Origin of the sequence: Halomonas gemina (assembly GCF_023554995.1) — a bacterium.
Classification (GTDB): domain Bacteria; phylum Pseudomonadota; class Gammaproteobacteria; order Pseudomonadales; family Halomonadaceae; genus Halomonas; species Halomonas gemina.
The window spans coordinates 275848-301642 of record NZ_JAMJPK010000002.1; the positions used below are offsets into that span (position 1 = coordinate 275848).

The 25795-nt window shown below is 65.4% G+C and carries 21 protein-coding genes and 3 tRNA genes; 13 read left to right on the forward strand and 11 right to left on the reverse strand.

What is annotated here, in order from left to right; translation table 11 throughout:
• Positions 1 to 14: 14 nt before the first annotated feature.
• The 3 genes from M8009_RS05310 to M8009_RS05320 all read right to left on the reverse strand — a co-directional run bounded on the left by M8009_RS05310 (position 15) and on the right by M8009_RS05320 (position 1930).
• Positions 15 to 734 (reverse strand): GntR family transcriptional regulator, encoded by a 720-nt coding sequence (locus tag M8009_RS05310; protein WP_250059722.1) that lies wholly within the window; start codon positions 732 to 734, stop codon positions 15 to 17.
• Between the two features lie 262 nt (positions 735 to 996).
• Positions 997 to 1072 (reverse strand) — tRNA-Thr (locus tag M8009_RS05315).
• Positions 1073 to 1114: 42 nt separating this feature from the next.
• Complete coding sequence (locus M8009_RS05320) at positions 1115 to 1930, reverse strand: acyl-CoA thioesterase (RefSeq protein WP_250059723.1); 816 nt, start codon at positions 1928 to 1930, stop codon at positions 1115 to 1117.
• An 84-nt stretch (positions 1931 to 2014) separates the two neighbouring features.
• On the opposite strand from M8009_RS05320, the gene tadA reads away from it, so the two are divergent.
• On the forward strand, positions 2015 to 2485 hold the full coding sequence (gene tadA, locus M8009_RS05325; protein WP_250060052.1) for a tRNA adenosine(34) deaminase TadA: 471 nt from the start codon (positions 2015 to 2017) through the stop codon (positions 2483 to 2485).
• Between the two features lie 16 nt (positions 2486 to 2501).
• On the opposite strand, the gene mltF is transcribed toward tadA, so the two are convergent.
• Entirely contained in the window at positions 2502 to 3965 is a 1464-nt protein-coding gene (gene mltF, locus M8009_RS05330) for a membrane-bound lytic murein transglycosylase MltF (RefSeq protein ID WP_250059724.1), read from the reverse strand.
• A 158-nt stretch (positions 3966 to 4123) separates the two neighbouring features.
• On the opposite strand from mltF, the gene purL reads away from it, so the two are divergent.
• The 7 genes from purL to M8009_RS05365 all read left to right on the forward strand — a co-directional run bounded on the left by purL (position 4124) and on the right by M8009_RS05365 (position 12916).
• Positions 4124 to 8044, forward strand: a complete 3921-nt coding sequence (gene purL / locus M8009_RS05335) for a phosphoribosylformylglycinamidine synthase (protein WP_250059725.1) — start codon at positions 4124 to 4126, stop codon at positions 8042 to 8044.
• Between the two features lie 13 nt (positions 8045 to 8057).
• Positions 8058 to 9938 (forward strand): DEAD/DEAH box helicase, encoded by a 1881-nt coding sequence (locus tag M8009_RS05340; protein WP_250060053.1) that lies wholly within the window; start codon positions 8058 to 8060, stop codon positions 9936 to 9938.
• Between the two features lie 77 nt (positions 9939 to 10015).
• On the forward strand, positions 10016 to 10954 hold the full coding sequence (locus M8009_RS05345; protein ID WP_430886890.1) for a segregation and condensation protein A: 939 nt from the start codon (positions 10016 to 10018) through the stop codon (positions 10952 to 10954).
• Positions 10951 to 11799, forward strand: coding sequence for an SMC-Scp complex subunit ScpB (gene scpB / locus M8009_RS05350; protein WP_250059726.1), 849 nt, complete (start codon positions 10951 to 10953; stop codon positions 11797 to 11799). The genes M8009_RS05345 and scpB overlap by 4 nt, the downstream gene beginning before the upstream one ends.
• A complete protein-coding gene (rluB, locus tag M8009_RS05355; protein ID WP_250059727.1) occupies positions 11796 to 12653 on the forward strand; it encodes a 23S rRNA pseudouridine(2605) synthase RluB in 858 nt (285 codons plus the stop codon). The genes scpB and rluB overlap by 4 nt, the downstream gene beginning before the upstream one ends.
• Before the next feature lie 81 nt (positions 12654 to 12734).
• Positions 12735 to 12810, forward strand: a tRNA-Lys gene (locus tag M8009_RS05360).
• A gap of 30 nt (positions 12811 to 12840) precedes the next feature.
• A tRNA-Lys gene (locus tag M8009_RS05365) sits at positions 12841 to 12916 on the forward strand.
• A gap of 215 nt (positions 12917 to 13131) precedes the next feature.
• Here the strand turns inward: M8009_RS05365 and M8009_RS19065 are convergent.
• Positions 13132 to 13266 (reverse strand): hypothetical protein, encoded by a 135-nt coding sequence (locus tag M8009_RS19065; RefSeq protein WP_284047727.1) that lies wholly within the window; start codon positions 13264 to 13266, stop codon positions 13132 to 13134.
• Positions 13267 to 13424: 158 nt separating this feature from the next.
• Positions 13425 to 14600: a diguanylate cyclase domain-containing protein gene (locus tag M8009_RS05370; protein ID WP_250059728.1), complete on the reverse strand. Its 1176-nt coding sequence runs from the start codon at positions 14598 to 14600 to the stop codon at positions 13425 to 13427.
• Positions 14601 to 15096: 496 nt separating this feature from the next.
• Here M8009_RS05370 and M8009_RS05375 point away from each other — a divergent pair, with 496 nt between their 5' ends.
• Together M8009_RS05375 and M8009_RS05380 are read left to right on the forward strand one after the other, a co-directional pair.
• Complete coding sequence (locus M8009_RS05375) at positions 15097 to 15816, forward strand: Crp/Fnr family transcriptional regulator (protein ID WP_250059729.1); 720 nt, start codon at positions 15097 to 15099, stop codon at positions 15814 to 15816.
• 210 nt (positions 15817 to 16026) lie between these two features.
• Positions 16027 to 16758, forward strand: coding sequence for a Crp/Fnr family transcriptional regulator (locus M8009_RS05380; protein WP_250059730.1), 732 nt, complete (start codon positions 16027 to 16029; stop codon positions 16756 to 16758).
• 120 nt (positions 16759 to 16878) lie between these two features.
• Here the strand turns inward: M8009_RS05380 and M8009_RS05385 are convergent, their stop codons facing one another.
• Complete coding sequence (locus M8009_RS05385) at positions 16879 to 17163, reverse strand: ElaB/YgaM/YqjD family protein (RefSeq protein ID WP_250059731.1); 285 nt, start codon at positions 17161 to 17163, stop codon at positions 16879 to 16881.
• 592 nt (positions 17164 to 17755) lie between these two features.
• Here M8009_RS05385 and M8009_RS05390 point away from each other — a divergent pair.
• Positions 17756 to 17935, forward strand: coding sequence for a CsbD family protein (locus tag M8009_RS05390; RefSeq protein WP_250059732.1), 180 nt, complete (start codon positions 17756 to 17758; stop codon positions 17933 to 17935).
• Between the two features lie 65 nt (positions 17936 to 18000).
• Positions 18001 to 18294, forward strand: coding sequence for a PRC-barrel domain-containing protein (locus M8009_RS05395; RefSeq protein WP_284047728.1), 294 nt, complete (start codon positions 18001 to 18003; stop codon positions 18292 to 18294).
• A 100-nt stretch (positions 18295 to 18394) separates the two neighbouring features.
• Here the strand turns inward: M8009_RS05395 and M8009_RS05400 are convergent, their stop codons facing one another.
• The 3 genes from M8009_RS05400 to M8009_RS05410 all read right to left on the reverse strand — a co-directional run bounded on the left by M8009_RS05400 (position 18395) and on the right by M8009_RS05410 (position 22622).
• Positions 18395 to 20980, reverse strand: a complete 2586-nt coding sequence (locus tag M8009_RS05400; protein WP_250059734.1) for a chemotaxis protein CheB — start codon at positions 20978 to 20980, stop codon at positions 18395 to 18397.
• Between the two features lie 30 nt (positions 20981 to 21010).
• Positions 21011 to 21613, reverse strand: coding sequence for a PAS domain-containing protein (locus M8009_RS05405; RefSeq protein WP_250059735.1), 603 nt, complete (start codon positions 21611 to 21613; stop codon positions 21011 to 21013).
• A 763-nt stretch (positions 21614 to 22376) separates the two neighbouring features.
• Positions 22377 to 22622 (reverse strand): hypothetical protein, encoded by a 246-nt coding sequence (locus M8009_RS05410; protein ID WP_250059736.1) that lies wholly within the window; start codon positions 22620 to 22622, stop codon positions 22377 to 22379.
• A 352-nt stretch (positions 22623 to 22974) separates the two neighbouring features.
• On the opposite strand from M8009_RS05410, the gene nadA reads away from it, so the two are divergent.
• A complete protein-coding gene (nadA, locus tag M8009_RS05415) occupies positions 22975 to 24006 on the forward strand; it encodes a quinolinate synthase NadA (protein ID WP_250059738.1) in 1032 nt (343 codons plus the stop codon).
• Positions 24007 to 24220: 214 nt separating this feature from the next.
• Here nadA and M8009_RS05420 read toward each other — a convergent pair whose 3' ends face one another.
• Positions 24221 to 25723, reverse strand: coding sequence for a M48 family metalloprotease (locus M8009_RS05420; RefSeq protein ID WP_250059739.1), 1503 nt, complete (start codon positions 25721 to 25723; stop codon positions 24221 to 24223).
• Positions 25724 to 25795 lie beyond the last annotated feature (72 nt).

Consider the following 25795-nt stretch of genomic DNA (forward strand, 5'->3'; position numbering starts at 1 on the left):
GTGCCTCTTCAGGGTCAGTGGGGGGAGGTCCCCGGCGGGGCGCCGTCGGGGACGTCGGTTGACCGGACATGCAGGGCCTGGGCGGCCAGCAGGTGGGCGCGCATCACGTGCTCGGCCCACTCGGGGCTGCCGGCGACGATGGCCTCGAGGATCTCGCGGTGGTGGCGCATGCTGCGGCGCAGGTTGGTGAGGTCGTAGTTACCAAAGTTGCGGCGAATCACCGAGGTGCGCACCACGCTCTCCAGCACGCTGGCCAGGCGTTGGTTGTCGCTGGCCAGCACCAGCTCGCGGTGGAACTCATGGTTGAGGAAGGCGATCTCGTTGCGCACGCCGGGGTCGGTCTCGACGCGCTCGGTCAGTGCCTCCATGCGCTCGGCCAGTGCCTCCAGGCGTGCCAGTCGTGCCCGGTCCAGGCGTTCGCTGGCCAGTCGCACCGCCATGGGCTCGAGCACCAGGCGCAGCTCGAAGACCTCGCGGGCGTCCTTCTCGGTCCAGGCGACCACCCGGGCGCCATGGTGGGGGATCGCCTCGAGCCAGCCCTCGGAGACCAGTTCACGCAGCGCCTCGCGCACCGGCGTGCGGCTCACCTCGAGCTCGCGGGCGACGCTCGCCTCGCGGATGTAGTCGTGGGGCCGGTAGCTGCCGTCGAGGATGCGCTGCTTGATCGCCTCGTGAACCTGGGCAGTGGCCGTTCTGGCGACGGGGGCGGCATCGAGGTGTCGGGTCGTGCTCACGGCGGATGTCCTAAGTTGCATGCAATCTACAAGATAGGAGAGATTCGGGGCGCCGTATCACTAGACTTTAGGCTAGAGTTGCATGCAATTTAAGAAAGGTGCGGCCTTGTCCGGCGGCAGGGAGAGGGGAGCAAGGCAGCAAGCCGCCCGGCGGGTGCCCGAGCGGCTTGCTGTTAGGGACTCGCTGCTTGCGACCTGAAAGCCTGAAACGAGAAACGGCCACTGCGATTATTCGCCAAGTAGCCGTTTCTATTGATGTTTTTGGTGCCGCAAAGAGGAGTCGAACCTCCGACCTACGCATTACGAATGCGTTGCTCTACCAGCTGAGCTATTGCGGCGGCAGGGGCATGGTAGCGCCGCTTGCGGCCCGATGCCAGGCGTCAGCGGCGCAGCCGGGTCAGCCCCTCCTGGGCGCTGGAGGCGACCAGCCGGCCCTGGCGGTCGTAGATGCTGCCGCGGGCGAAGCCCCGTGCGCCGCCGGCCCAGGGGCTGTCCATGTCGTAGAGCAGCCAGTCGTCGACCCTGACGTCATGATGGAACCAGAGGGCATGGTCGAGGCTGGCGATCTGCAGCTGGGGGTCGCGGAAGTCGATGCCGTGGGGCACCAGGGCGGTGGTCAGCAGGTTGAAGTCGGAGCTGTAGGCGAGCAGGTAGCGGTGAAGGGCCTGGTCATCGGGCAGCTCGCCGACCAGCCGGAACCAGAGGCGCTTGCGTGCCGGTCGGCCCGCCTCGGCCTCGTCGCCCAGGTGCAGGAACTCGATGGGGTGGCCGGGGAATCGCTCGAGGCGGGCATCGCTGTCCGCCAGCGTCTCCGGCGGGGCGACCTCGGGCATGGCCGGCTGGTGGGCGATGCTCTGCTCCTCGCCGTGGAAGGAGGCGCTGCAGAAGAAGATCGGCCGTCCCTTCTGGATGGCCGTGACCCGGCGGGTGGTGAAGCTGCCGCCATCGCGCACCGCATCGACCTGGTAGACCACCGGGCGATGCGGGTCCCCCGGGCGCAGGAAGTAGCCATGCAGGGAGTGGGCCCGGCGTGTCGGGTCGACGGTCTGGCTGGCCGCCGAGAGCGCCTGGCCCAGCACTTGCCCGCCGAACAGCTGGGGCAGGCCCAGGTCCTGGCTGCGGCCGCGGAACAGGTTCTCCTCCAGGGCCTCCAGGCCGAGCAGGTCCACCAGAGCGTTCAGGGCATCGGGCTTCATCGGTCTCCTCCGGGGCGATGGCGTGCCGGCCATCGGTATCATACGATCGTCTGAATGCTATCCAGTCTACGGGAGTTCACGACAGTGCGCAGCGACGAGTTCTACATGCACCGGGCGCTGGATGAGGCCCGGCGGGGGCTTCGTGCCGGTGAGGTCCCGGTGGGCGCGGTGGTGGTGGATGCCGCGGGCGAGGTCGTCGGTGCCGGCTTCAACGCCCCGGTGGGGGAGCACGACCCCAGTGCCCATGCCGAGATCCGTGCCTTGCGCGATGCCGGAGCGCGGCTCGGCAACTACCGGCTGGACGGCTGCACCCTCTACGTGACCCTGGAACCCTGCCTGATGTGCACCGGGGCGATCATCCATGCCCGCCTGGCGAGGGTGGTCTACGGCGCCGCCGAGCCGCGCAGCGGCATGGCGGAGTCGAAGGCCAACCTCTTTGCCCAGCCCTGGTACAACCACCGGGTCACGGTGGAGGGCGGGGTGCTGGCTGCCCGCGCCACCCGCCTGCTGCGGGACTTCTTCGCCGCGCGCCGCGACGGCCCCGAGCAGGGCTGAGGCGGGTGTTGCGTGGCTAGAGAACGGGCGGCACCTGCTCGAACAGGGCGCTCTCGTCCTCGTCGGGCAGGCGCGCGTTGAGTTCGTGAAACTGCTCCTGGCTGCGGTCCAGGTAGGCCAGGATCTCGTAGTAGCGCCGGATGTTGCGCACATAGATCACCGGCTCGCCGCCCCGGGCGTAGCCGTGGCGGGTCTGGCTGTGCCACTCGCGCTCCTGGAGCAGCGGCAGCGACTCGCGCACGTCGCGCCACAGGTCCGGGTCGCCGCCACGCTGCTCGGTGATCTTGCGGGCATCGTAGAGATGACCGAGGCCGACGTTGTAGGCGGCCATGGCCATGAACAGGCGGTCGTCGCCGGTGATCGATTCGGGTAGCCGCTCGATCAGCTGGCGCAGGTAGCGGGCGCCGCCGTGGATGCTCTGGGCCGGGTCGAGGCGATTGTCGACGCCGAGATCGCCGGCGGTGGCGTTGGTCAGCATCATCAGCCCACGCACCCCGGTGGGCGAGGTGGCCCTGGGCTTCCAGTGGGATTCCTGGTAGCCCAGCGCGGCCAGCAGCTTCCAGTCGAAGCGGGTATTGCGGGCGGCCTCGCGGAACAGCTCGGTGTAGCGGGGCAGGCGCTCGCGGGCATGGGCGATGAAGGTGCGGGCGCCCACGTACTCGAGGTAGTCGTCGTGGCCGAAGTAGCTGGCCACCAGGGCGTCGAGCTCGCCGTCGCGGCGCAGGTCGTCGAGGAAGCGGTTGGCGGCGTTGACCAGCCCCAGTCCACGTCCGACGGGGAAGGCCCAGGCCAGGGAGAGCGGCTTGCCGAGGGTGAAGCCATCCTCGACCTCGGGGAAGAACAGCCGATTGAGGCGGAACTGGTGCTCGAAGACCACCGCGGCATCCAGGGTGCCCCGGGCCACCTGGCCCAGCAGCTCGGCCACTTCCAGTTCGCCGGCCTCCTTCCAGCTCAGCCCCGGGTGCTCGGCCTGCAGCTCGCGCAGCACCCGGTCGCTACCGGAGCCGCGCAGGGTACCGATCTCCAGCCCCTCCAGCTCGGCGATCGTTTCCGGCGGGTGCAGGCCGCGGCGATAGACCAGCAGCGGCTGCAGCAGCATGATCGGCCGGCTGAAGAGCAGGCCGTCCAGCGTCGGGTCCAGGGGCAGGGCGGCGGCGCCCAGGTCGCCCTCCTCGCGCACCGCGTCCAGCACCCCCTGGATATGGTGGTCGGCCTCCAGGGTCAGGCTGACCCCCAGGTGGTCGGCGAAGCGCCGCATCAGCTCGTATTCGAAGCCGGTGGGGCCCTGGCGGCCTTCGTAGTAGGTAGTGGGGGTGTTGCGGGTGTGCACGCTGAGGAAGTCGCGGGCCAGCACCTCCCCCAGGTGCGGGCCCTCGGGCGTACCGGAACGCCCGGGCAGCAGCGCCAGCAGGAGGGCGCTGCACAGGAGGGCGGTCCCGCGCCACTGGCGCCGGGCAGGGTCGGTCGGGAAAGCGGGCATGTGGGCGACGTGCGGCGATGAGACCCTCAACCTTAACCAGCCCGCGGGCGGCTGTCACCTTCGCCGATTTCTCGCGCCCGGCGCTTTCCAGTATCATGTTCGCTCGTTGCCGCCGGCCGCGGCCCCGAATTCTCCCCCTGTTTCAGAGGCTCCAGGATATGCTCGAACTGCGAGGCGCGCCCGCCCTATCTGCTTTCCGTCATGCCAAGCTGCTGGACGCCCTGCGCGCATCCGTTCCCGAGGTCGAGTCCCTGCACGCCGACCATGTCCACTTCGTCGACCATGAGGGCGACCTGGGAGACGACGAGCGACGCCTGCTGGAGCAGCTGCTCGACTACGGCCCGGCGCACGAGGAAGAAGGCCGCGCCGAGGGGCAACTGTTCCTGGTGGTGCCGCGCATCGGCACCCAGTCGCCCTGGTCCTCCAAGGCCACCGACATCGCCCGCAACTGCGGGCTTTCCCGGGTGCGGCGCATCGAGCGCGGCGTAGCCTACCGGGTGAAGGTCGCCGGTGCCCTCTCCGAGGCCGCCTTCGAGCAGATCCATGCCGCCCTGCACGACCGCATGACCGAGAGCGTGCTGGCCGACGCCTCCGACGCCGCCAGGCTCTTCGCCCACCACGCGCCGGCGCCGCTGGGCAGCGTCGAGGTGCTCGAGGGGGGGCGCGAGGCGCTGGTCACCGCCAACGCCGAACTGGGGCTGGCGCTGGCCGAGGACGAGATCGACTACCTGGTCGAGGCCTTCCGCGACCTGGGCCGCAACCCCACGGACGTCGAGCTGATGATGTTCGCCCAGGCCAACTCCGAACACTGCCGCCACAAGATCTTCAATGCCGACTGGGTGGTGGACGGCGAGGCGCAGAGCCACTCGCTGTTCGGGATGATCAAGAACACCCACGAGCGCTCGCCCGGTGACATCCTCTCCGCCTACAGCGACAACGCCGCAGTGATCAGGGGCTGTGAGGCACCGCGGTTCTTTCCCGCCCCGCTCACTGGCAAGGAGGGCGAGCGCGCCGTCTATGGCAGTGCCCGGGAGTCGATCCAGATCCTGATGAAGGTGGAGACCCACAACCACCCGACGGCCATCGCGCCGCACCCGGGGGCAGCCACCGGCGCCGGCGGCGAGATCCGCGACGAGGGCGCCACCGGCATCGGCGGCAAGCCCAAGGCGGGGCTGACCGGCTTCACCGTCTCCAACCTGCGCATCCCCGAGTTCGTGCAGCCCTGGGAGGCCTTCGACTACGGTAAACCCGAGCGCATCCAGTCGGCGCTGGAGATCATGCTCGAGGGCCCCATCGGCGGCGCCGCCTTCAACAACGAGTTCGGCCGCCCGAACCTCGCCGGCGTCTTTCGCACCTACGAGCAGGACGCCCTGGGGCACGACGGCATCGAGCGCCGTGGCTACCACAAGCCGATCATGCTCGCCGGCGGCTACGGCAATATCCGCGACGGCCACGTCCAGAAGGGCGAGATCCCGGTGGGCGGCAAGCTGATCGTGATGGGCGGCCCGGCGATGCTGATCGGCCTGGGCGGCGGCGCGGCCTCCTCCATGGCCTCCGGGGCCTCCAGCGCCGACCTGGACTTCGCCTCGGTGCAGCGCGGCAACCCCGAGATGGAGCGCCGCGCCCAGGAGGTCATCGACCGCTGCTGGGCGCTGGGGTGCGAGAACCCCATCCGCTTCATCCACGACGTGGGCGCCGGCGGGCTCTCCAATGCCCTGCCGGAACTGGTCAAGGATGGCGAACGCGGCGGGCTCTTCGACCTGCGTGCCGTGCCCAACGCCGAGCCGGGCATGAGCCCGCTGGAGATCTGGTGCAACGAGGCCCAGGAGCGCTACGTGCTGGCGGTGGCGCCCGAGGACCTCGCGACCTTCGAGGCGCTGTGCGAGCGCGAGCGCTGCCCCTATGCCGTGGTGGGCGAGGCGACCGAGGCCCACCACCTGGCGGTGACCGACGGCCACTTCGAGAGCCAGCCGGTCGACCTGCCGATGAGCGTGCTGTTCGGCAAGCCGCCGAAGATGCAGCGCGAGTTCACGCGCCGGGCCAATACGCTCTCCGGGGTGATGCTCGACAACCTCGACCTGCGCGAGGCCATGGACCGCGTGCTGCGCCTGCCCGCCGTGGCCTCCAAGAGCTTCTTGATCACCATCGGCGACCGCTCCATCACCGGCCAGGTGGCCCGCGACCAGATGGTCGGCCCCTGGCAGGTGCCGGTGGCCGACGTCGCCGTGACCACGGCGAGCTTCGACACTCATGCCGGCGAGGCCATGGCCATGGGCGAGCGCCCGCCGGTGGCGCTGATCGACCCGGCGGCCAGCGCGAGGCTGGCGGTGGCCGAGGCCATCACCAACCTGGCCGCCGCGCCCATCGACACGCTCGGCGACATCAAGCTCTCCGCCAACTGGATGAGCGCCGCCGACCACCCGGGCGAGAACCAGGCCCTCTTTGACGCCGTCCATGCGGTGGGTATGGAGCTCTGTCCGGCACTGGGCATCGCCATCCCGGTGGGCAAGGACTCGATGTCCATGCGCACCGCCTGGCAGGACGACGACGAGGAGAAGAGCGTCACCTCGCCGCTGTCGCTGTCCGTGACCGGCTTCGCCCCGGTCACCGATGCCATGCGGACCCTGACCCCGCAGATCAACCTGGAGCAGGACGAGTCCGACCTGCTGCTGATCGACCTGGGTGGCGGCCGGAATCGCCTGGGCGGCTCCGCCCTGGCCCAGGTCTACGGCCAGGTGGGCAACGCGTGTCCGGACCTGGACGACCCCGAGGACCTCAAGGCGTTCTTCGCGGTGATCCAGGGCCTCAACGCCGAAGGCACGCTGCTGGCCTACCACGACCGCAGCGACGGTGGCCTGCTGGTGACCCTGCTGGAGATGGCCTTCGCCGCCCACGCGGGCCTCGAGATCAAGCTCGACTGGCTGATCGACGAGCCCGTCGACGCCTTCAACGCGCTCTTCGCCGAGGAGCTCGGGGCGGTGATCCAGGTCAACCGCCGGCACACCGAGGCGGTGCTGGCCCAGTTCGCCGCCGCCGGCATCGAGACCTGCGGCGTCATCGCCCGGCCGCGCTACGACGACCAGGTGCGGGTGACCCTCTTCGAGGAGCCGCTGCTGGAGACCACCCGGCTGCTCGCCGAGCGGACCTGGGCCGAGACCAGCTACCGCCTGCAGGCGCTGCGCGACAACGCCGACTGCGCCAAGAGCGAGTTCGATGGCCTGCTCGACGGCCGCGACCCGGGGCTCTCGGCCCAGCCAAGCTTCGAGGTCGACGAAGACATCGCCGCACCCTACCTGAATACGGCACGCCCGGCGGTGGCCGTACTGCGCGAGCAGGGCGTCAATGGCCAGCTGGAGATGGCCTGGGCCTTCGACCGCGCCGGCTTCGAGGCCGTGGACGTGCACATGAGCGATATCCTGGAAGGGCGGGTGTCGCTGGAGGCCTTCAAGGGCCTGGTGGCCTGCGGCGGCTTCTCCTACGGCGACGTGCTGGGCGCCGGCGGCGGCTGGGCCAAGTCGGTGCTGTTCAACCCCCGCGCCCGGGAGCAGTTCGCGGGCTTCTTCGCGCGCGACGACAGCTTCTCGCTGGGGGTGTGCAATGGCTGCCAGATGCTCGCCCAGCTACGTGAGCTGATCCCCGGGGCCGAGGCCTGGCCGCGCTTCGTGCGCAACGAGTCCGAGCAGTTCGAGGCCCGGGTCTCCATGGTGCAGGTGGAGGAGAGCTCGTCGATCCTGCTGGCCGGCATGGAAGGCTCGCGCCTGCCCATCGCCGTGGCCCACGGCGAGGGCCGCGCCGAGTTCCGCGACAGCGCTCACCTGCGCAGCATCCAGGGCAGCGGCCAGGTCGCCCTGCGCTTCCTGGACAACCACGGCCAGGTGACCACCCGCTACCCGGCTAACCCCAACGGCTCGCCTTCCGGCATCACCGGCCTGACCACGCCCGACGGCCGGGTCACCATCATGATGCCGCACCCCGAGCGGGTGGTACGCGCGGTGACCAACTCCTGGCGGCCCGCCGAGTGGACGAGGGATGGGGCCTGGATGCGCCTGTTCCGCAACGCGCGGGTCTGGCTGGGCTGAGCCGACCATGGCGATGCGACAGCCCGCAGCGAAGGCGGCCTCCGGGCCGCCTTCGGCGTCTTCGGCGCCGGCCCTGCGCCCCTACCAGCAGGAGGCGGTGCGTCGTGTCGTGGCGCACTTTCGCGGCTCGGATGAGCCGGCGGTGGTGGTGCTGCCCACGGGTAGCGGCAAGTCGCTGGTGATCGCCGAGCTGGCGCGCCTGGCCCGGGGGCGGGTGCTGGTGCTGGCCCATGTGCGCGAGCTGGTGGAGCAGAACCACGCCAAGTACCAGGCCTATGGCCTCGAGGCCGATATCTTCAGCGCCGGCCTGGGGCGCAAGGAGGCCGGGCGCCAGGTGGTGTTCGGCTCGGTGCAGTCGGTGATGCGCAGCCTCGAACGCTTCGACGATGGCAACTTTACGTTGCTGGTGATCGACGAGTGCCACCGGGTCTCGCCGGCCGAGGACGCCAGCTACCGCCGAGTGATCGACCGCCTGCGCACGGCCAATCCGCGGCTCAAGGTACTGGGGCTGACCGCCACCCCCTACCGGCTGGGACAGGGTTTCATCTACCACCGCCATCACCATGGCATGGTGCGCGGCGAGGCGGACGCCTTCTTTCGCGACTGCGTCTTCGAGCAGCCGCTGCGGCTGATGGTCAGGCAGGGCTACCTGGCCGAGCCACGGCGCATCGATGCCGCCGTCGAGCGTTACGACTTCTCGGCGCTTGTCCCGGCCTCGAGCGGGCTCTTCCGCGAGGAGGAGCTCAACCGGGTGGTGGCGGGGCACCGCGCCACGCCGGGCATCATCGCCGAAGTGGTGGCGAGGGCCGCCGATCGCCAGGGGGTGATGCTGTTTGCCGCAAGCGTGGCCCATGCCGAGGAGATCCTCGGCTACCTGCCGGCGGGCGAGGCGGCGCTGGTCACCGGCGAGACGCCCTCCGCCGAGCGCGAGCGGCTCATCTGTGCCTTCAAGGCGCGCGAGCTCAAGTACCTGGTCAACGTGGCGGTGCTGACCACCGGCTTCGATGCGCCCCACGTGGACCTGATCGCCATCCTGCGGCCCACCGAGTCGGTGAGCCTCTACCAGCAGATCGTCGGCCGTGGCCTGCGCCTCTCGCCGGGCAAGCGCGACTGCCTGGTCCTCGACTATGCCGGCAACCCCTGGGACCTCTATGCCCCGGAGGTGGGCTCGCCGAAACCGGCCGGCGACAGCGAGCCGGTGCAGGTCGAGTGCCCGGCCTGCGGCCACGCCAACCTCTTCTGGGGCAAGCGCGACGGCGAGCTGGTGATCGAGCATTTCGGCCGGCGCTGCCAGGGGCTGGTTCTTTCTCATCGCGCCCGACCCCGCGCGGCTGTTTATCGCGCCCGACCCCGCGCGAAAGACACAGACACAGAGTCAAAACCGGCATCATCTGCGATGGAGCAATGTTCGTTCCGCTTCCGCTTCAAGGTGTGTGGCGATTGCGGCGCCGAGAACGACATCGCCGCGCGGCGATGTCTCGGCTGTGCTCGCTTGCTGGTGGACGCTGACGACAAGCTGAAGGAGGCGCTGCGCCTGCGCGATGCCCGGGTGCTGCGCGTGGCCGGCATGCAGCTCGAGGCCACCGTCAACGGCCGCGGCATGGCCCGCCTCAAGGTGACCTATCATGACGAGGATGGCGCCACGCTCGCCGAGTGGTTTGCTATGGAGACTACGGCCCAGCGCGTCGCCTTCGCCGCGGCCTTCCTGCGCGACCACCTTCGTGCCCCGGGCGTGGCCTTCCGGCCGACCAGCCCCGAGGAGGTGATCGCCGAACAGCGGCGCCTGCGCCACCCGGACTTCGTGGTGGGCCGCAAGGTGGGCCGCCACTGGCAGGTGCGCGAGAAGCTCTTCGACTACACCGGGCGCTATCGCCGCGCGGAGGCTGCGGAGTAAGGCGTCAGAGCTGTCTCCTGGGGCGTGCTCTTGCTAGACTGCCCCGTTGATCCTGCGTCCCCGGAGAGGCACGCCGCGTGAGCGCCACCCCCGATACCGCCAGCCCCGAACAGACCGATGCCGCGGCCGGTCACGCCGAGGTGCTGGGGCGGCTGTTCGACCAGCCGATCACCAAGCTGCCGGAGGATCTCTATATCCCGCCGGAGGCGCTGCGCGTCTTCCTCGAGGCCTTCGAGGGGCCGCTGGACCTGCTGCTCTACCTGATCCGCCGTCAGAACCTGGATATTCTGGCCATCGACGTGGCCGCCATCACCCGCCAGTACATCGAGTACGTGGAGCTGATGAAGGCCATGGAGATCGAGCTTGCCGGCGAGTACCTGCTGATGGCGGCCATGCTGGCCGAGATCAAGTCGCGTACCCTGCTGCCGCGCCCGCCCAAGGAGGGCGGGGACGACGAGGAGGAAGACCCGCGGGCCGAGCTGATCCGCCGGCTGCAGGAGTACGAGCGGCTCAAGCTCGCCGCCGAGTCGCTGGCCGAGCTGCCGCGGCTGGGGCGCGACTGGTTCCCGGCCCGTGCGGCGCTGCCGGCCCTGGAGGCGCGGGTGATCCACCCCGACGTGGAGCTCGACGAGCTGCTCGGGGCGCTGGCCGGCATCCTGCGCCGCGCCGAGCTCAACCAGGCCCACCAGATCAGCCGCGAGGGACTCTCGACCCGGGAGCGCATGCTGGCGATCATGGAGCGCCTGGACCACGAGCACTATACCGCCTTCGAGGCGCTGTTCACCCTCGAGGAGGGGCGGGCCGGGGTGATCGTCACCTTCATGGCGATCCTCGAGCTGGCCAAGGAGGCGATGATCGAGATCGTGCAGAACGCGCCGCTCTCGCCGATCCACGTTCGGGCTCGGCTGGACGAGCAGGATGCCTTCGAGCCGGAGGCGGTGGAAGAGGGCGAGGATGGCGAGAGCCCCTTCGATGACCGCCGGCACAGTGACAAAGACGGGAGCGGCTCGGCATGACCGCCATGGAATTTCCCGATGCCCTGGATGAGATCCTCGAGGCGGCGCTGCTGGCCGCCGGGGAGCCGCTGGGGCTGGAGCGCCTGGAGGCGCTGTTCGACGACCGCGAGCGCCCGCCGCGGCGCGCCCTGCGCGAGGCCCTGGAGCGCCTGGGGGAGCGCCATGAGCGGGGGGCCATGGAGCTGATCGAGACCGCCTCGGGCTACCAGCTGCGCATCCGGCCGCGCCTCTCGCCCTGGGTGTCGCGTCTGTGGGACGAGCGGCCCCAGCGCTACTCCCGGGCGCTGCTCGAGACCCTGGCGCTGATCGCCTATCGCCAGCCGGTGACCCGCGGCGATATCGAGGAGGTGCGGGGCGTCTCGGTGAGCGGCTCGATCATGCGCACCCTGCTCGACCGCGGCTGGATCCGCGTGGTGGGCCACCGCGATGTGCCGGGGCGTCCGGCGGTCTACGCCACCACGCGAAGCTTCCTCGACGACTTCGGCCTCAAGACCCTCGACGCGCTGCCGCCGATGCACGAGCTCAAGCACTTCGATGAGCCGACCCTGGAGGAGGAGCCACCGCCCCCCCAGCACGAGCTGCTGGCTCAGGCGGACGAGGAAGCCGCGGATTCGCCCGAGGCGGACGGCGAGGTGGCACCGGAAGGCGCCGAGACAGCGCGGGAGGCGACCGAGACGACGGCCGGGAGGGCCGACGAAGACGAACACGCCGGGACGGCGTCCGAGCGGGCAGGGCTGAGCTTCGCCGATCTGGAGGCTCGCCTGTCCGAACGTGCCCGGGGCCGCGTCGCCGATGACGCTGCCTCGGGGACGGAATCCACACCCAGTGAGAATGACGACCGATGAGCACTACCACCGAGAAATTGCAGAAGGTCCTGGCACGCGCCGGGCTGGGCTCGCGCCGCGAGATGGAAACGGCCATCGCCGACGGCCGGGTCAAGGTCAACGGCAAGGTCGCCACCCTGGGCGACCGCATCGAGATGCGCGACCGGGTGGCCTTCGATGACCGCCCGGTGACCCTGCGCGGCGCCGAGGAGGTGCCGCGCCGGGTGATCATGTACAACAAGCCCGAGGGTGAGCTGTGCACTCGCAAGGACCCGGAAGGGCGGCGCACGGTCTTCGATCGCCTGCCGCGCCTCAAGGGCGAGCGCTGGATCGCCATCGGCCGCCTGGATATCAACACCAGCGGCCTGCTGCTGTTCACCACCGATGGGGAGCTGGCCAACAAGCTTATGCATCCCTCCACCGAGGTGGAGCGCGAGTATGCCGTTCGGGTGATGGGCGAGGTGCAGAAGGAGCAGGTGGTGGCCATGGTCGAGGGCGTGATGCTCGACGACGGGCCGGCGCGCTTCACCGACGTCCAGGAGTTCGGCGGCGAGGGCATCAATACCTGGTTCCACGTGGTGATCATGGAGGGCCGCAACCGCGAGGTGCGCCGGCTCTGGGAATCCCAGGGACTGACCGTCAGCCGCCTCAAGCGGGTGCGCTACGGCAACATCTTCCTCGACAAGCGGACCAAGGCCGGCGAGTGGGTGGAGCTCTCCCAGGACGAGATCGACGACCTCTCGGCGACGGCCGGGCTGGCGGCACGCAAGGTGCCGGAGCTGACCCCGGACGAGAAGAACCGCTGGAGCCGCGACAAGCACAAGCGCCGGCCGGTGCAGGCGATGCGCAAGCCCCAAGGGCAGCGCGGGCGCTGAGCGCGGCTCCGCCGTGCGACGAAAGGCAAAAAGCGCTTGCCAACACGGGGGCAGATCAGTAGTATCTGCCCCCGTTCGGAAGGGTCGTTAGCTCAGTTGGTAGAGCAGTTGGCTTTTAACCAATTGGTCGTAGGTTCGAATCCTACACGACCCACCATCCGAGCCTGTATGCTTGTTCGCAAGCACCGGGTCGTTAGCTCAGTTGGTAGAGCAGTTGGCTTTTAACCAATTGGTCGTAGGTTCGAATCCTACACGACCCACCAGATTGTCACGACAAGGCGCCCTCGCTTCCAGGAAGCGAGGGCGCCTTGCGTATCTGGGGTCCAAGTGAGTGCGCTGTCCGGCATGGCTCATACTACCGGCAATCACCTCGCTCTCTGATGATGGTCACCGACACGTTTCCAGTGAGAGGGTACGTCCGCGGCCGGCAGTCTCTCGGCGTCTGATGCCTTGCCAATCCACTTGCTCTTCGCTTCTCTCAACGAAGGCCGAGAACGGACAGGACCACCAGAACGATCACGACGGCGCCGACGATGTAGACGATGTTGTTCATTAAATAATCCTCTTTGGCGCATGATCCTGTGCCAGGATGCTGCGGGATGGCTCGTGTCATGATGGCGTCGCCGTCCGTGCGACGCGTGGTGCAACTCCCTGTACAAGCAGTTCCCTTGCCTCACCCAATTGGATGATATGCGAACGGTGCCTCGCCATCTGTGCGCTGGCGTACAGTGCGCCTCCCTTCCGATGCCTGGCGGAGCGCCCGGCCCTTCACTAGAAGTCGAGAACGTATTGCGAGGGCTGGAGGGGGGGATGCAGGCCTGGTTCGGTCCGCCGTCGTTGAAGGGGTCGGGTATTCATCTCGGCCGTGAAGCAGTGATGTCCATTTCGACCATTTCGCTTGGCGTGGTACATGGCCGTGTCGGCGTTGTGCATGAGGGTATCTTCATCGTCGGCATCATCCGGATAGAGGCTGATGCCGATGCTGAGCGTGATAAGGAGTTCATGGCCCTGGATACAGTATGGCCTGCCGAGGACGGCGAGCAGTTTTTCCGCGACTCGCTTGGCATCCTGGGGGCGCCTGATCTCGGCGAGCAGGATCACGAATTCGTCGCCACCCTGGCGGCAGACGGTGTCGATGTCGCGCATGCACTCCTGAGCACGACTCGCCACCGCCTGGAGCAGGCTGTCCCCTACGGCATGGCCGAACGAATCATTGATGGGCTTGAAGGCGTCAAGGTCGAGATAGAGCAGGGCGACCAGGTGTCGGTGTCGTCGGGCCAGGCCAAGGGCGCGGGAGAGCCGCTCCGTCAGCAGGACGCGATTGGGCAGGCCGGTGAGTGCATCATGCTGCGCCTGGTGGGCTATCCGCTCCAGCATGACCTGTGACTGGGAGGCATCGTGGAACACGATCACCGCGCCGGTGACGCGTCCCTCCCGGTCGTGGATGGGCGCCGCGGAGTCCTCGATCGCAAGCTTGCTGCCATCCTGTCGGACCAGCACGCAATCCAGGGCGAGGCCTGCCGTTCGGTTCTCCTCGATGGCGCGCCGCCCGGGGTAGATGGCCGTCTGGTGTGTCTTGCCATCGACGAGAGGGAATACTCGGGAGAGTGGCGCTCCGATGGCCTCCGGTTGTGACCAGCCTGTCAGGGTCTCCGCCGCTCGGTTCATGTAGGTGACCGTCCCCTGGAGGTCGATGGTCAGGACGGCATCGCTAATGGTGTCGAGGGCCACCCGCGCCCATGCTTTCTCGGCATCCAGTGCGGCTGCGAGGTCCCTTCCCGAGGCGTTGGTCGCTGTTCGCTCGGGAAGGTATCCCGTTCTCGCGGTGTGACCTTGCCGCAGCGGCTGCTCGACAGGGAAGGAGGTGGAGTTGCGCGGCGTCCAGGCGGTGTCTTGAAGTATCGAGTCGTACATCATGCACTCGACCCGGGTGCGTGCATCAGCCATGGGCCGTACGCCCGGTGGAGAGGCAGGGGCGGTGTGGCCCGCCGGGGCGCTCGAGGGCGTGAGACAAGAGATCTGATCATCAGAAGGGCGTGCACTACCATGAGCCGGTTTCCTGTTCTGCCTATGCCGGATCTCCGCCGGGACGACGTTGCCTGACCCGAGCCTTGGAGCGCTTGGCCAATATCCAGCGAGCGTAGTGGCGTGACGGCGCCCCTTCCGTGCGTTAGCGTACACATCATGGGCTTCGCTTCCTGCGAGTGTGTCGGCGGGTGGGGGAGTGCAGCGAGACTCGCATGATTCAGCGTTTCTCAATTTATTTCAATGGGTTATCGAATTTTGGTGCTGCATAGTAGCCTGTGGTCTGTCTCTTGACGTGATCCGAAGTGAGTCCGGCAAGGCGTTCCAGCGTCTGCCTCGGCTCGTCAACCACCATCGGACAAGTCCCCTCTTCTTACCCTGTTGACGGGGTGGCTTGCCCGAACCGGGAGTCTCAGTCATGGCCCTGCAACATGACCCTCGTCAGAACCACCTGCTGGCGGCCCTGCCGAGGGATGAATACCAGTGCCTGGCGCCCCACCTCGAGTGGGTCGATCTGACGCTGGGGGATTCGCTGGTCGAGTCGGGCAAGGTCATGCGCCATGTCTATTTCCCGACGGACTCCATCGTATCGCTGCTGTGTGTCATGGAAGATGGCGATTCGACGGAAATTGCCGTTGTCGGTGCCGAGGGTATCGTTGGCATCTCGCTGTTCATGGGCGGCGAAACCACGCCGAGCCGTGCCGTCGTGCAGAGCGCTGGCAGCGCCTACCGTCTCCAGGGACAGCTGCTGAAGGATGAATTCGATCGCGCATCGACGCTCCAGCATCTATTGTTGCGTTACACTCAGGCCCTGATTACCCAGATGGCGCAGACGGCGGTATGCAACCGGCATCACAGCCTGGACCAGCAACTTTGTCGCTGGCTGTTGCTGAGCCTGGACCGGCTGCCGACCAACGAACTGATGATGACCCAGGAGCTGATCGCCAACATGCTCGGCGTCCGTCGAGAGGGCGTCACCGAGTCGGCCGGCAAGCTGCAGAAGGCCGGGCTAATTTCCTACCATCGCGGGCGCATCAGTATCCTGGACAGGCCTGGCCTGGAAGCACGGGTCTGTGAGTGTTATGCCGTCGTCAAGAAGGAGTACGATCGCCTGCTGAGCTATCATCGTCCCGGGTGATGGGCCCCGTTCCTCGTGACGCGATCTCGTGCTCGAGCAGCACGTCTCCTGCGTATGTTTCCTGGCGCACTGACGGCATGATGGTGAACATGTCAATGTGCGCTTGGCGGCTTTTCGGTGATTACCTGATCGTCCCGGCTGCCGCCGGCCTCGGAGCCTGGTGGTTGCCTGCCTTGTGCCGATTGTAGGGTCTTCATCAGGAGCGTGCACATGCAGTCCTCTACCCCCAGTCCGATCACTAACGACCTGATCGACAGCTTGCCGCCTCAGGACCGGGTCTTTTTCCTTGCCGACTGCGAGACCATCGACCTAGCGTTCGGTGAGGTGATCACCGAGCCCGGTGGGCGAATCCTGCATGTCTTTTTTCCGCTCGACGGCTTCATTTCCCTGATTGCCAGTCTGGGTGACAGTGAGCGACTGGAAGTGGCAATGGTCGGCAGTGAAGGGATGTATGGAATGCCCTTGACCCTGGGGCTCGATGAGTCGCCCATGCGCGCCCTGGTGCAGGGGGCAGGGCCGGCCCTGCGCATGCCGGCGGCTGTCTTTGGCCGGCACCTGGAGCAGTGCCCTGCGCTTCAGGCGCTGCTGAAGCGCTATCTCTATGTGCTGATGCACCAGCTTTCCCGGGTGGCGGCTTGCACCCACTTCCACCAGGTCGAGGCGCGCCTGGCGCGCTGGCTGTTGATGACCCAGGACCGTGCGCACTCGGATCAGTTGCATCTCACCCATGAGTTCCTTGCCACGATGCTGGGGGTGAGGCGTGCCGGAATCACCCTGGCCGCCATGGCGCTTCAGGCGCGCGGATTGATCCGCTATTACCGTGGGGATATCACGGTACTGGATCGGGCGAGTCTGATCGAGGCCTCCTGTGGCTGTTATGCTGCCGATCGAAGCCTCTATCGTCGGGTCATCACCGAAGAAGGTGTAACCGAAGGAGGCTAATCATGACATCGGCCGGCGTGCCCCCGAAGAGGTCGCGTCGGTTCTCGCGCTTCAGTCGCTCACGCTCGAACGTCGTGGTGCCTTGTGATTTGCCAATTGCTGCGTCCTGAATGCTGTGCGTTATCGGCGCCGCATCAGCGACGAGTAGAGTGCGCCAGCGATAAAGGCGATGCCAATGGACATTAGCGGGTTTCCGCACACATGGCTCTTCACGCGTTCGAGCACATGATCGGCTCGCTCGCGCCCTTGGGATGCCGCCTCGCGAACGCGCTCATCGGCGTGGTAGGCGTGCTCTCGAACGTACTCCTCGGCTTTGCCCGCGGTCTCGGCGGTCTTGTCCACCGTTTCATGAGCCTTGCCCGCAATCTGGTCGGTGGTCTCGTGACTGCCTACTTTCTTTGCCATGATTGTATCCTCTTTATCGCGGTGTAGTCGGGTCAAGATGATGTGTCAGATGTGACGATCATCGTTGCCAATGACTCCAATGGTTGTGCTGAGTAAATGCAGTTGGCGTCTTCGTCATTGTTGCTCATCTGGTTAACGTTAGTCTGCCGGCCCCTCCCGAGTCTGGAGAGCAGTTCCCGAGGCGAGAAAACGCTACTTCAGCTTAGGCATAAGCGAACGTCTTTTCGGTGCGGTACCGCACGTATTCGTTGTTCTGTGACGCAGCCTCCTTGCGCCTTCAAGGCGCTATTCTCAGTTTGATTCCAGGGCTTTCAGGTATTTCTGTTCGGAGACTGACGTTCGATCAGTCACGCCTACCTGCCTTTCCGTGTGAGCGCTGGCCACGATGAGGGACAGATTAAGCCACAGTAACGATATGCGGGCTGGTTTCCCCGGAGGCCTGTAAGAAAAAAATGACTTTGCGTATGTTAGACACCGCACAGACCATGCTTCGAGCTTCCACTATATAAGTATTGGTAGCCTCACTCTGTCTTTACATGAGTTAATGGTGAGAGGCATAACCCAAACGGAACCATCATTTGGAGATCAGCTCATGAACAAGAATCAGGTAAAAGGTCATGCGAAGGAGGCGAAGGGGAAGGTAAAGGAGGTTGCCGGCAAGGTGGCCGGCAATAAAAGCATGGAGTACAAGGGTAAAGCCGAAAGCCATGCCGGCAAGGCTGAAGCCAAGTACGGAGATCTCAAGAACGATACCAAAAAGGCAACGAAATGAACGATTCAATCGCACAATCGAATACAACGTACGGCGCCACTGATGACATGTAGGCTGGTTTAACGTTGCTGAGTTCCTCCACCATTACCGGCGATGAAGTGTGTAACATGCAGGATGAGAAGCTTGGCAAGATTCAGGACATTATGCTCGATATAACTGAGGGTAAGATACGTTACGCAGTCTTGGCATCAGGCGGTTTTCTGGGCATGGGTGATCGGCTGTTTGCTGTTCCATGGAAGTCCTTGATGCATGACGCGGAGAACAAGTGTTTCATGCTCGATATAGATGTCGAGCACTTGAAGAACGCGCCGGGTTTTGGCCGGCACAGTATAATCATTGCTCGCCAACAACCCCGGTAATGGGTGCGATGTCCGGGTTGAACATCAGGTCGATCGCGATGCCGCTAACCGCACTGGGTAAGGGGTGGCCGAATCCGTGCCTGTAAATATGCTCTTTCCTTCATGATTTCAAGTCCTTACGCAGGGCTTGTTCAAGCTCCTTGGTGGCGGTGATATCCACAAGGGTGATCACAACCCCGTCAATCACGTTGTCAAGCCGGCGATAGGGCATGATTCGCACCGTAAACCAGCGACTGTCTGTGGCGAGGATCTGCTTCTCGGAAAATTCCAGGGTGCTCAGGGTGGTGAGCGCATCGTCGTGAAGTTCCGGATACAGGAGGCTGGTGGTGAGATCGCTGAGGGGGCGTCCGATATCGCTTTCACGGATGTTGATGATCTTCGATGCCCTTTCGGTGTAACGGCGAACGTTCAGGTTCTGGTCGAGAAACACGATGGCTATCTCGATGCTGTTGAGCAGGTTCCTCATGTCGCTCTGCGCGAGGGCGAGATCGTCGAGCTTGGTCTGCATTTCCGCGTTGATGGTCTGCAGTTCCTCGTTCATGGACTGCATTTCCTCTTTCGACGTGGTCAGCTCTTCGTTGGTCGACTGCAATTCCTCATTGGTCGACTGCAATTCCTCATTGGCTGATTGCAACTCTTCCTGAGACGCGCGGTTTTCCTCCCTCAGCGTCTGGATTTCATCCAGGTACTGTTGCAGCTCCTTCGCATGAGGATGTTGCAAGGCTTTTTTCGTCTTGTTTGTGTCTGACAGGCCGGCATGAGCCGGTACGACGTCGCGGAACACGATCATCGTCATCCCGCGCAGGGCGGCAGGTTCTCGCAGCGCCTGTACGGTGATATCGACGCTCTGCGTGGCCCCGCCGGGCAGTTGCACCTGCAGGCCTTGCAGGTGCACTGGTTCGCTCTGGCTCACGGCATGGCGCAGGGCGCTTGAGATGGCTGTCCGCAGACCTTCCCGCACCATGGCGTGAAAATTCCAGTTGGCCTTGCCGGCAGCAGGTTCCAGGTATTTTCCCGTCCGCCCGCTGATATAGACGATATCACCCTCATCGTTGACCACCACGGCGGCGGGAGCGTAGACCTGCAGTAACACCTGGTCGGCTGCCGACTGCAGATTATCATTGGTATGGGAGGATGAGTCGCTGGGGGACACGGGAAGCTCCTTGGCTATCCTGGCCAGGGGGGGGAATGACTTTACCGGCAACCCGATGTCGCGGTTCTGGACATTATCCTGGCGCCGGTAAAGTCGCAGTTTGGACTGGATGGGGGCAAACAACGGGGTGTGGCGTCCTACCGTCTCCGAGCTCCCCAGCAACAGTATTCCCCTGGCACGCAGGCTGTAGTGAAACAGGGGAATGAGTTTGCGTTGCAGGCTCTGATCGAAGTAGATCAGCAGGTTGCGGCAGGAAATCAGGTCCAGATGAGTAAAGGGGGGATCAAGCACCACATCCTGCTGGGCGAACAGCACTAGGTCGCGGATATCCCGGTTGATCTTGTAGCCTTCACCATGAACGCTGAAAAAGCGTGCCAGGCGCTCCGCCGAGACACTGCTGCTGATGTCGGCGGGGTAATGGCCTAGGCGAGCCGTGGCAATGGCATCCGGACTCAGGTCGGAGGCAAAGATCTGCAGGGTGACGTCGTGGGGACGTGGCAGTTTGTCCAGCGTCTCCGTAAAGAGCATGGCCAGGGAGTAGGCCTCTTCGCCGGTCGAACAGCCGACCACCCAGGCACGCAGGTAGGGCTCACTATACTTTCGCGAAAGCAGTTCCGGTAGAGTGGTATCCGCCAGATACTGCCAGACCTCGGCATCACGGAAAAAACTGGTCACCCCGATGAGCAACTCCTTGAACAGCAGGTCGATCTCCTGGGGGTTGCGCTGGAGAAAGTCCGCGTAAAGCGTCAGGGTGGCGATTTCATGGATCGCCATGCGCCGCGCCATGCGGCGGTGCAGAGTGCTGGGCTTGTAGAGGGAGAAGTCGTGGCGGGTTCGCTGTTGAAGCAGACGGAGTATCCGCGACAGGGGCGATGATTCCGACCCAGGCTCTGCCCTTGGCTCTCCCGATGGCCTGGTGGAGGCGCCCGTGGCGGGTGCCTGGGCAATAAAGGCCAGGATGCGGACGGGCAAGTCGCCAGGCGGGGCGACGATATCGGCGCAGTGGGCGGTGATGGCACTTTTGGGCATGGCATCGAACTGTGCGGTGTCGGGCTGTTGCACCGCGGTGAGGCCGCCCACGGCCTTGATCGCCTGTAAGCCCAGGGTACCGTCGGAGCCCATGCCGGACAGAACCACTCCGATGGCATGCTCCCCCTGGTCCCGGGCCAGGGAAGAAAACAGCACGTTGATAGGCAGGCGCATACCCCTGGGTTCCATGGGCTGTGCCAGGTGTAGCAACCCCTCGGCAATGCTGAGTTCCGTATTCGGCGGAATCACATACACGCAGTCAGGCTCGATGGGCATGCCATGGGTCGCCTGGCGAACCGACATCGGGGTGATGCGCTGAAGTAATTCTGGCAGCAACGCCTTATGGGTGGGATCGAGATGCTGCACTACCACATAGGCCATGTGGCTGTGGGGCGGGATCCGGGCAAGGAACTCTTCCAGCGGGGCCAGGCCACCGGCGGATGCGCCAATGCCCAGGATACGAAAGGCCGCCGGCTGGGGGGTCGATGAATTGGCAGGGGTCATGGGAGCCATGGCTTGGAGCGGCTAATCGGGTTACTCCACACTGGCGCACTCGCAGCAGGCCAACAGAATATGCTCCTGCCTCGGGAGGGTGGATGCAATAAACTGTAAGTGCCGAGAACCCTGTGCGCCTCCAGCCGTCTCGGCTACACAGGAATCCCTGGAACCGCTCTGTGCGACATGCTGTAGCAGCCCAAGCAGTCGTGGCCGGTTCTCCGCGAGCAGGAATGTGTCGATGCGGTGTCCCTCAAGATCGTTAGGCCCAACGCGAAAGAGTTGCGCGGCGGCAAGGTTGCCCTGGATAACCTTGCCCTCTGAGTCGATGATAAAATAGCCGAAGGGGGCGGAGTCGTAAAGGTTCCGATAAAGATCCGACTCTTCCTCAAGTGCCTGCTTATTGGCGGAAACTTCCTCGCTCTGCAAGTCAAGTTCCACCTGGTAGACCTGCAGTTCATGGAGCAATTTGAGGGCGTCTTCCGCATTGTCGGGATTGCTGGATAGCCGGTGGAGAAGGCTCAAGGCGTCAACGCTCACCGAACAGTGGCTCGCCGTCGGTGTCGTGCCCGCCTGCAGCAGCGCTTCAGCCTTGTTTCGCAGTTGTATATAGACGTTGGATTCATTTATGGATGTGGGCATGGCAGGCTCCAATATTACGCTATTCACTCAGCTTCATAATAGCTTATCTCGACGGGAATTTGTATGGCGAACTTGGCTATCTTCAGGATGCACGGTTCTCACTTTTAGCGCATGGTCGTACCGATTCTTCGTGGCTTCGTGACGACAGTCCGTTGCGGGTACACACCGCAAGGAAAGTAAACGGCAACCGGACATCTATCGATACCGGCTCGATGAGCTGTCGATTTCACGAGAACGCAAAAAACCATAGCCTGAAAAGTCTCACCCTGTTCGTGGCGAAGAACGACTGAATAATTCCCAAGGCCACCATGATCTGAAAAAACCACTCCGCCTAGGTTAGTCGCCGCACAGATCTTGCCTCCAGCTTCAGCTATCTTGGGAATCTCACCCTATATCAAGATGAGTTCTTGGTGAGAGATGACCCCTAACGGATTAACCATCTGGAGATCATCTCATGAACAATCATCAATCCAAAGCTCATGCGAACGGGGCGAGGGGAAAGATCAATGAGGTTGGGTTGCCGGCAAGGTGATCGGCGACAAAAGCATGGAGTACAAGGGTAAAGCAGAAAAGCAGGGCAGCAAGGCAGAAGCGAGGTGCGGCGATCTCAAGAGCGATATCAAGAAGTCAATGAAGTGAACGTTTCAACAGCATCCTCGAAGTGCCGGTATGAACCGGCTCGGTAATAAGTAGACGCGGATTCTCGGATTCTCGTTGCCGGATTAGGCTGGCGCATCTCGTCGAGGGTGCGCCAGCCGGTATGCTACAAGAGAGGGTCGAAATCGACCGCGTTGATATCCTGGCTCATCAGGTCATCGTCGCCTTCGGTGGCGTGCTTGGTAGGCTCGTCGACTTCCTCCTCGGGAAACGTCTCGAGTGGTGCTTCGGGCAAGCGTTCCGGCTTGAAGGGGTAGCCGTGCTGCTGCTCGCCTGGCTCGCGGCCGGGCATGCGCGTGAATGACTCGAACCTGGGCGTGGTAGGGGTGCTGTACTGGACGGGGGATGACATGGTGACCTCGCGTCATTGTCCGGCCTTCACGATGTCGTGAAGCATCGGTGGCACGATTCTGGTGGAACGGCAGGCCGTCGTCGGTGCGCTAGGACACCATCGCCACCGATAATCGCCAAGCGCCTGGCGTGCCCTTGATCCTGGCGGTTGGCGCACTCATTTCAATCACATGACGCTTTTCTGGACGGGGCTGGTCAATATTGCAGCGTTCTGGTCTAGAATAGGTAACGGGTTGACCATCGCGAAAGACGCAGCGGTTGGCCCTCTGGCGTGTTGCCCCGTGCGGAGTGCACGAGCGGCGGCACCTGGTGTAACGCAGGGGGAGCCCCTGCCGGTCACAGTGGTAGACACGATGACGATCATGACTTCCCGTGCCGATCTGCGCGAGCAGCTCGCACGCACCTACTGCCCCACCCGCATTCCCGCCGAGGACGAGGCGCGCATCGAGGAGATCAAGCATCTGCTCGAGGCCAACAATGCCGTGCTGGTGGCCCACTACTACACCGACGATGCCATCCAGCAGCTGGCCGAGGAGACCGGTGGCTGCGTGGCCGACTCCCTGGAGATGGCCCGCTTCGGGGCCCGCCACGAGGCCGACACCCTGGTGGTGGCCGGCGTGCGCTTCATGGGCGAGACCGCCAAGATCCTCTCCCCGGAGAAGCGGGTGCTGATGCCCACCCTTGAGGCGACCTGCTCGCTGGACGTGGGCTGTCCGGCCGACGCCTTCAGCGCCTTCTGCGACGCCCATCCCGACCGCACCGTGGTGGTCTATGCCAACACCTCCGCGGCGGTGAAGGCGCGCGCCGACTGGGTGGTGACCTCCTCCATTGCCGTGGACGTGATCGAGCACCTCCAGGCGCGCGGCGAGAAGATCCTCTGGGCCCCGGACAAGCACCTGGGGGGCTATATCCAGAAGCAGACTGGCGCCGACATGCTGCTCTGGGACGGCGCCTGCATCGTCCACGAGGAGTTCAAGGCCAAGGGCGTCGAGGACCTCAAGGGGCTCTATCCGGAGGCAGCCGTACTGGTGCACCCGGAGTCGCCGGCCTCGGTGGTCGAGCTGGCCGATGTGGCGGGCTCCACCTCCCAGCTGATCAAGGCGGCGAAGGAGCTTCCCCACGACAAGCTGATCGTGGCCACCGACCGCGGCATCTTCTTCAAGATGCAGCAGGCGGTGCCGGAGAAGACGCTCTTCGAGGCGCCCACCGCCGGCAATGGCGCGACCTGCAAGAGCTGCGCCCATTGCCCTTGGATGGCGATGAATGCCCTGGACAACCTGGCGGGCACCCTGCGCGACGGCTCTGGCGAGATCTTCGTCGATGAGGCCGTGCGCCTGGCGGCCCTCAAGCCCCTCGAGCGGATGCTCAACTTCCAGAAGTCATAGCGGCCAAGCCACAAGCGCCCAGCTGTTCAGAGATGGGCGGCAGGTGTGAGGGAGCAAATGAGAAATCCCACCGGATGTCGAGTCCGGTGGGGCTTGTTCGTTGATGTCAGCCATGGCCATGACATCATTCTGCGGCGCTTGGCGCTTGGCGCTTGGCGCTTGGCGCTTGGCGCTTGGCGCTTGGCGCTTGGCGCTTGGCGCTTGGCGCTTGGCGCTAGAATTTCTCCAGCGTCTCTCGATAGCCGATGAAGTCCTCGCGACGCTGCTCGATATGGCGGGTGGCGGCGGTGTTGCCCTCGCGTTCGGCCACGTCCTTGGCCACCTCGAGCTGGCGGATGGCGCGGTCGATGCGGCCGGTGAGCTGAAGCTGCTCGGCGCGGGCCAGGTGGCCCCAGGCCTCTCGACCGCTGCGGCCGGCGGCTTCCGCGAGGAGCGTGAACGCCTGCGGGTCCTCGGGACGGGCGTCGGCCAGCTCGCGCAGTACCTGATAGGCCTCGTCGGGGTCGCGCTGCAGTAGCGCCTCGCCCAGCAGCCGGCTGGCCGGCGAGTAGTCCGGCATCAGCCGCAGCTGGCGCCTGCTGCGCGCGATGGCCTCGTCGATGCGGCCGGCCTCGAAGGCGACCTGAGCCGCCGAGGCCGGCAGCATGGCCAGGTCGGGCTGTGACCGGGCCAGGGCGTCGAGCTCGTCCAGCGCCCGGTCGGTGCGCCCGGCACGAGCATCAATCAGCGCGGCCAGGTAGCGCCGGGCTTCCTCAGGCGCCTGGTCCTGGGCCAAGCGGGTGCTGGCCTGCTGCGGGTCGCGGTCATGGATCGTCAGCAGCGCCCGGGCCCTCACCAGTTGGTAGTGAAGGTCCCCATCGCGCGGCGCCGCCACTGAGATCTGGTCGGCGCGGGCCTGGGTATCGCTGATGCGCGACTCGGTCACCGGGTGGGTGAGCAGGAACTCCGGGGGATTTCCCCCCTGCAGGCTCACCATGCGCTGCATGGCGCGGAACATCTCCACCATGGCGCCCGGCTCATAGCCGGCGTCGGCCATGGCCTGCAGGCCCACGCGGTCGGCCTCCTGCTCGAAGCGCCGCGAGTAACTCAGCTGGTCCTGGATGAGGGCCGCCTGGGAGCCCATGGCGGCGGCGATGCCGGCATCGCCGCCGCCCCCGGCGGCGATCAGCATGCCGGCGAGCATGGCCGCCATGGCCGGAATCTGGGTCTGCTCGGCGCGGGCCTGGCCGCGGGCATAGTGACGCTGGGAGAGATGGCCGAGCTCGTGGGCGATCACCGAGGCCAACTGGGCCTCGCGTTCGGCGAAGGCGAACAGTCCGGCGTTGACGCCGATCACCCCGCCGGGCACGGCGAAGGCGTTGAGCAGGCGGCTCTCCACCAGGGTCACGGCGGTGCGAGCGTCGCCCAGGCCGCTGTGGGGCAGCAGGCGGGCCACCAGCGACTCCACGTAGTCCTGGGCGATGGCATCCTGCCATTCGGGGGCGCGGGCGCGGAACTGGCGCAGCCAGGCGCGGCCCAGACGGTACTCCTCGCCGCTGATGGCCTGGCTGCCGCCGCGGGTCAGGCTGGGCAGTCCGTAGTCGCCCCCGGCCGCGACCGCGGGGCTTCGGGTCAGGCCCGGGGCCTCGTAGCGGTCGGGGGACTGGGCCTGGGTCGGCAGGGCAAGCACCAGGCTCAGGGCGCAGGCGGTGAGGCAGTTTCCGGTTCGACGCAGCATGGCCGTCCTCGTCAAGGGGAGCGCAAGGGGGGCGGGTACCCAGTTGTGACATTGATTCAACCCGCAAAGTGC